Raw genomic sequence first — 515 nt, 5'->3', positions numbered from 1 at the left:
CCACGATTGGACGCCACCGCCGGCCGCGGACGATCAGCCGGCAAATCCAACTGATCCGGCAACCCCGCCAACGCCGACTCCCAGAACCCGATCTGACGCGAAATCAACGACGACGGATCATCTTCCGAACCGAGAGTCTCCCGCTGCCACAACGCGTAATCCGCATACTGCACCGCCAACGGCGTCCACCCCGGCACCTCACCCCGAGAACGAGCCTCGTACGCCACCATCACATCACGCGTCAACGGCCCCATCGACACACCATCACCACTGATGTGATGAACCACCATCGCCAACACGAACTCCGACTCCGACACCGCGAACAACCGCGCCCGAACCGGAACCTCCACCGCCACATCGAAACCAGCCGACAAGAACTCCGTCACCGCACCAACGACATCGGACTCCGACACCGCCACCGGCGACAAATCCAACCGCACCCGATCCGCAGACAACACCTCCTGGAACCCGACACCGTCGACCTCCGGATACACCGTCCGCAAAATCTCATGCCG

At 62.7% G+C, this 515-nt stretch carries 1 protein-coding gene; it reads right to left on the bottom strand.

What is annotated here, in order from left to right:
- Window positions 1-515, bottom strand: a 515-nt coding sequence (locus ASU23_RS12120) for a condensation domain-containing protein (protein WP_172827048.1), incomplete at both ends; no start/stop codon positions are given.

Origin of the sequence: Rhodococcus sp. KB6, from assembly GCF_001445685.1 — a bacterium.
In the GTDB taxonomy this organism is placed as follows: Bacteria; Actinomycetota; Actinomycetes; order Mycobacteriales; family Mycobacteriaceae; genus Rhodococcus_F; species Rhodococcus_F qingshengii.
This window is presented reverse-complemented; position numbering and strand designations above follow the sequence as displayed.